Annotated in this window: 6 protein-coding genes; all 6 read left to right on the top strand. The window is 36.9% G+C overall.

The genetic code is table 11. The features are described from left to right. Positions 1-191: hypothetical protein (locus A5844_RS14390; protein WP_218776161.1), on the top strand; the 191-nt coding region annotated here is incomplete at its 5' end. Between the two features lie 454 nt (positions 192-645). Beyond that, the gene (gene guaC, locus A5844_RS01345) at positions 646-1,623 is read left to right on the top strand and encodes a GMP reductase (RefSeq protein ID WP_086283268.1); all 978 of its coding nucleotides are present in this window, start codon (positions 646-648) and stop codon (positions 1,621-1,623) included. Positions 1,624-1,975: 352 nt separating this feature from the next. Continuing rightward, a complete protein-coding gene (locus tag A5844_RS01340) occupies positions 1,976-3,403 on the top strand; it encodes an aminotransferase-like domain-containing protein (RefSeq protein ID WP_086283267.1) in 1,428 nt (475 codons plus the stop codon). 464 nt (positions 3,404-3,867) lie between these two features. Beyond that, positions 3,868-4,977 (top strand): pyruvate dehydrogenase (acetyl-transferring) E1 component subunit alpha, encoded by a 1,110-nt coding sequence (gene pdhA, locus A5844_RS01335; RefSeq protein WP_086283266.1) that lies wholly within the window; start codon positions 3,868-3,870, stop codon positions 4,975-4,977. A gap of 2 nt (positions 4,978-4,979) precedes the next feature. Continuing rightward, on the top strand, positions 4,980-5,957 hold the full coding sequence (locus tag A5844_RS01330) for an alpha-ketoacid dehydrogenase subunit beta (RefSeq protein ID WP_086283265.1): 978 nt from the start codon (positions 4,980-4,982) through the stop codon (positions 5,955-5,957). A 23-nt stretch (positions 5,958-5,980) separates the two neighbouring features. After that, the coding region (locus A5844_RS01325; RefSeq protein ID WP_306297847.1) for a biotin/lipoyl-containing protein at positions 5,981-6,209 on the top strand (229 nt) is incomplete at its 3' end.

Genomic DNA, 6,209 nt, shown 5'->3' with positions numbered 1-6,209 from the left:
CTCAGAAACAACAAGAAAAAAGTGATGTAACTCATCAAGCTGGAGCAACGATAAATCAAATGGGAAAACAAGCTAAATCTGATAATTCCTTTGCGAATCACTCAAGATACGCACAAGATCAAAGTGTTAAATCTTCGAAAGAGGTTTCTAAATCTTCGAATAAATCAACAGACAATCGGGAAAGATCGTAATAAATCAAAGAAAAATTGAGACAGAAAAAGTGTTCTTGATATTTTGGACTAGTGTCTAAGATAAATTTTTAGAAATTAAATGATCATTAAGTGATGATCGTTGTGCTATAACAGGACGGATTAGTGAATTTAATTGTTTTTTGATTATTTTTAACAGCTATTGTAACCGACAAGAGAAAAGTTCGTACATAATGTTTATTTAGATAAAGGGGAGGAGATGAGTGATGTCTCCACCCTTTTAGTCTGTTCAATAATTTGTAAAAGACGAACAATATTTTTTTGTTTAAATAATCCTGTTCTTTTGGAATGAGTTATTAAAATACGATTTACTTTCTGTTTTCCTCTTGATTTTCTTTGTAATTTACGTTAAATTACATAAGGTGCTAAAAATAGACCGTAAATAAGTAGATAATGTTCGTGTTTTGGCTAATGCGACTATCGGAAGGACGATATGATGAAAGTATTTGATTACGAAGATATCCAATTGATTCCTAATAAATGTATCGTGAATAGCAGATCAGAGTGCGATACGACAGTTACACTGGGGAAACACACTTTTAAAATGCCTGTCGTACCAGCAAATATGCAAACGATTATCGATGAATCGATTGCAGAATTTTTGGCTGAAAATGGCTATTTTTATATCATGCATCGTTTTGAAGAGCAAAAACGTATGCCATTTATCCAAAAAATGAAATCAAAGAAATTAATTTCTTCTATTAGTGTTGGTGTAAAAAAAGAAGAGTATACGTTTGTTGAAGAGTTGGCGGAAAAATCACTTGTTCCAGACTACATCACGATAGATATCGCTCATGGTCATTCTAATGCAGTGATCGATATGATCCAACATATCAAACAGCACTTGCCAGAAACTTTTGTCATTGCTGGAAATGTTGGTACACCTGAAGCAGTGAGAGAATTAGAAAATGCTGGTGCAGATGCGACCAAAGTCGGGATTGGCCCAGGAAAAGTTTGTATCACAAAAATCAAAACTGGTTTTGGTACAGGAGGTTGGCAACTGGCTGCATTGCGCTGGTGTGCAAAAGCGGCGCGTAAACCAATCATTGCAGATGGCGGTATCCGAACCCATGGAGATGTAGCCAAATCTGTTCGTTTTGGTGCAACAATGGTGATGATTGGCTCGTTATTTGCCGGACATGAAGAATCACCTGGAGAAACAAAAGTAGAAAATGGCGTTGTATATAAAGAATACTTTGGTTCAGCTTCTGAATTCCAAAAGGGTGAAAAGAGAAACGTAGAAGGCAAGAAAATTTGGATCCAGCATAAAGGCTCTTTAAAAGATACATTGGTAGAAATGCAACAAGATCTTCAATCTTCAATTTCTTACGCAGGTGGAAAAGATCTAGAAGCTATCCGTAAAGTCGACTATGTCATCGTGAAAAATTCTATTTTTAATGGTGACACGATTTAAATATAAATACCTAAAAAAATTACCGATTTATTATTTTCAGGAACAATAAAGATAGTAAAATCAATCAATTTCAGATAAGGTAGGTCATGGAAAAATGGTGTGTGCTATTTTTCATGACTTGCCTTTTTTGCTTAGAGTTTAGGGGCTCTTTGTCAAACGATGTTGGTGAAGAGAAATCCTAGGGCTTATTGTCCAATGATGTTGGTAGAATCCACCATCATCAAAAAGTATAGAACTGATTTTTGAGTGTTGTGTAATCGGATTTACATAAGTAGAAAAACATTTTATTTTTTTGTTCTTTCTTCTACGATAATTCGTTACAATAAGAGAAAGAATAGATTTGGAGAAAACTATGTGGGAAAAAGTAGATAAACGTAAAGGTTCTGCATATCGGCAGATTATGGATCAGATTATTAAAGAAATCGAAAATGGTCATTTGTCTCCAGGAGAAAGATTACCGTCGGAAAGAAATCTTGCTGAGTCTTTTCAAGTGAATCGAACAACGGTCGTACACGCTTTGGATGAACTACGTGCATTAGGGATTATTGCGAGTCAGCAAGGAAGTGGACGATTTGTCCGGAAGGCTACTTGGGGAGAGTTTACTGAACCCCGAATTGACTGGAGGCAGTTGATCTCACAACGCTATGAAAAGCTTACTGATAATTACGAGGAGAAGATAAAGGAAGCGAGAAGACAGTCAGATTTCATTGACTTATATTCGAGTGAGATGCCTTTAGAGCTTTTGCCAAATTTTCAAATCCCGACCTACTCATTAGAAGAAATCTTACAGGAAGAACAATTTATTACTGCTTTTGGTTATCGACCTCTGATTGAAAAAGTCAGTAATTATTTAAAAAACAGTACCCAAATTCTTCTTGATGATAGTCGGCTACTGATAACTAGTGGGGGACAACAAGCTATATTCTTAGTTTTGCAAACGATTTTGTCCATGGGGGAAGCAATTGCAGTTGAGACTCCTTCATTTTTCTATCGCTTACCTTTATTCAAAGCCATAGGGATCAGGCTATTTGGTATCCCAATGGATGAAGAAGGAATCGATTTAGTAAAATTGGAAGAAGCAATTTTAAAGCACCAGATTAAAGCGATTTTAGTCAATCCTAATTTTCAAAATCCTACGGGCAAAGTGATGAGTTATCAGCGTCGCAAAGAGTTGGTCGATTTATGTAGAAAGTATCAATTACCCATTATTGAAGATGATGTGTTTGCGGACTTGAAATTATCACAGGTAGAGAAGGCAACGATTCCCTCACTCTATAGTATTGATCCAAAAAATGTTCTATATATAGGTTCCCTTTCTCTTATATTAGGTAAAACAACCAAAATCGGCTGGATTTTAGGGCCTAGATCATTTGTTGGCCAATTGGCTGAAGCACAGAAAATGATGGAATTTTCTATGAGTATTTTTACACAAGTCGTAGCTTGCGCTGTCTTTGATGAAACATTTGAACGGAAAATAAAGGTGCTGAGAAATGATTTGAGAAAAAGAAGTGGTTGGTTAGAAAATTGGGCAAATGCACAAACTTTTTTTGATCTTGCTCCTATTTATGGGGGATATTATGCTTGGATTTCTTGGAAGGGAAGAAAATTGACGAACAAACTAGCTGAGAAAATTATAGATGAAGGTGTGGGGATTGCACCAAACTTTTTGTTTGGTGAAGAAACAAATGGATTTAGAATAAATTTTAGTCGGTTAAAAGAATCTGATCTTCCTAGATTTGCTGATGTCATGGATCAATTAAGCCGATGGCTTGCCGAGTAAGAATATGAATTAAAATAATAGTTGCAAAGACACAGTTAAGCAATTTTGCTTTACTGTGCCTTTTTAGTTGAAAAAAAAGATAAAATAAGGCTAAATGAATGTAAGGGGATTTTGTGTAATTCATCACGATGGATTAGCGCTGTATTAAACTTGATAATGTAACAGGGGTCATACTGTTGTTTTTCAAAAAGGAACAGTTGGTAATCCAATTTGAAACGCAACTTATGTTTTTTTATAAAAGTTGTAAAACGCTTTCCTGTTTGTGATTATCTTCACTAATGTAGTTGTATAAAGGAGGGAGAACATTTTTTTTAATCGTGAAAATTTATGCTTTTAGCTTGTGTTTCTGTGCAATACATGATAGTTTATTAATGAAGCCGGTTAAATAGTGATACAGATTTGGTCGCTGTTTCAATGGCAGAAAGAAGAGAGTTTCTTATAGATGAGAGAGGAATGTGTGACAAATGGCAAACAAGAAAACACCTATCGACTTTAAAGCGTTGCTTGAAGAAGTCAATTCAGATTTTCCAATATATCAAGCGCTTGATCAAAATGGGAAAGTAGTCAACCCTGATCTAGTTCCTGATTTAACAGATGAAGAATTAGTAGAATTAATGACGAGTATGGTTTGGTCACGTGTGTTAGACCAACGTTCAACTGCATTGAACCGTCAAGGACGCCTAGGATTCTTTGCACCAACAGCTGGTCAAGAAGCAAGTCAATTAGCAAGTGCATTTGCTTTTGAAAAAGAGGATGTTTTATTACCAGGGTATCGTGATGTACCTCAACTTGTAAAGCATGGCTTACCTTTATCACAAGCATTCTTATGGTCTCGTGGACATGCTGCAGGTAACTTTTATCCTGAAGAATTGAAAGCTCTACCACCACAAATCATTATTGGTGCACAATATGTTCAAGCAGCTGGAGTTGCTTTAGGACTTAAAAAACGCAACAAGAAAAATGTTGTCTTCACATATACTGGTGACGGTGGTTCATCTCAAGGTGACTTCTATGAAGCAATCAACTTTGCGGGTGCTTACCATGCGAACGCTGTGTTTTATATTCAAAACAACGGTTTTGCAATTTCAACACCACGTGAAAAGCAAACTGCTGCAAAAACATTGGCACAAAAAGCTGTAGCTGCTGGAATCCCAGGGATCCAAGTAGACGGGATGGATCCATTAGCAGTTTATACTGTTTCAAAAATGGCACGTGATTGGGCTGTATCTGGTAACGGTCCAGTATTGATCGAAACATTGACTTACCGTTATGGTCCACATACATTGTCAGGAGACGATCCAACTCGTTATCGTTCAAAAGAAGTGGATGATGAATGGCAATTGAAAGATCCATTGAACCGTTTCCGTATTTATTTAACTGAAAAAGGACTTTGGTCTGACGAAAAAGAAGAAGCAGTGATCGAACAAACAAAAGAAGAAATCAAAGCAGCAATAGCTGAAGCAGACAAAGTTCCAAAACAAAAAGTTTCAGATTTCTTGAAAAATATGTTTGAAGAATCACCACAAACAATCAAAGAACAAATTGCAATTTATGAAGCGAAGGAGTCGAAATAACCATGGCACAAAAAACAATGATTCAAGCAATCACAGATGCCTTAGCACTTGAACTAGAAAACGATGAAAATGTTGTCGTTTTTGGTGAAGATGTAGGTAAAAACGGAGGAGTTTTCCGTGCAACTGAAGGATTGCAAGAAAAATTCGGCGAAGAGCGTGTATTCGATACTCCTTTAGCAGAATCTGGTATTGCAGGTTTAAGTTTTGGTCTTGCATTAGAAGGTTTCCGTCCAGTTCCTGAAATCCAATTCTTCGGTTTTATTTTTGAAGCAATGGATGAAGTTGTGGCACAAATGGCTCGTACTAGATACCGCATGGGTGGAACAAGAAACTTGCCAATCACAATCCGTTCACCATTTGGTGGTGGTGTGCATACACCAGAATTACACTCAGATAACTTGGAAGGATTGATCGCTCAGTCACCAGGTATTCGTGTAGTGATCCCATCTAACCCATATGATGCAAAAGGATTATTGATTTCAGCTATTCGAAGCAACGATCCCGTTGTATTTTTAGAACACATGAAACTATATCGTTCGTTCCGAGAGGAAGTACCAGAGGAAGCTTATGAAGTGCCATTAGACAAAGCAGCAGTTACTCGTGAGGGTACGGATGTATCGATCATTACTTATGGAGCAATGGTCCGTGAAGCAATCAAAGCAGCTGATAATCTTGCAAAAGAAAATATTTCAGTTGAGATTGTTGATCTAAGAACTGTGGCGCCACTAGATATTGAAACGATTATCAACTCTGTAGAAAAAACTGGTCGTGTAGTCGTTGTTCAAGAAGCACAACGACAAGCAGGCGTGAGTGCACAAGTGATTTCTGAAATTTCAGAACGTGCAATTCTTTCATTAGAAGCTCCAATTGGGCGTGTTTCTGCACCAGATACTGTTTTCCCATTTGGTCAAGCAGAAAACATCTGGTTACCAAATGCTTCTGATATTGAAGCAAAAGTAAAAGAAATCGCAGAATTTTAAGGAAAGAAAGGACGTAAAGACCCATGGCTTACCAATTTAAATTACCTGATATCGGTGAAGGAATCGCAGAAGGCGAGATCGTCAAGTGGTTTGTTCAACCTGGCGACACCATTAATGAAGATGACACATTATTAGAAGTACAAAATGACAAATCTGTAGAAGAAATTCCTTCTCCAGTCACAGGAACAGTGAAAAATGTCCTTGTTCCTGTCTCTTATACACATCTCTCCAGTCACAGGAACAGTGAAAAAT

The organism is Candidatus Enterococcus wittei (genome assembly GCF_002140175.1).
GTDB classification, from domain to species: domain Bacteria; phylum Bacillota; class Bacilli; order Lactobacillales; family Enterococcaceae; genus Enterococcus_B; species Enterococcus_B wittei.
This window is presented reverse-complemented; position numbering and strand designations above follow the sequence as displayed.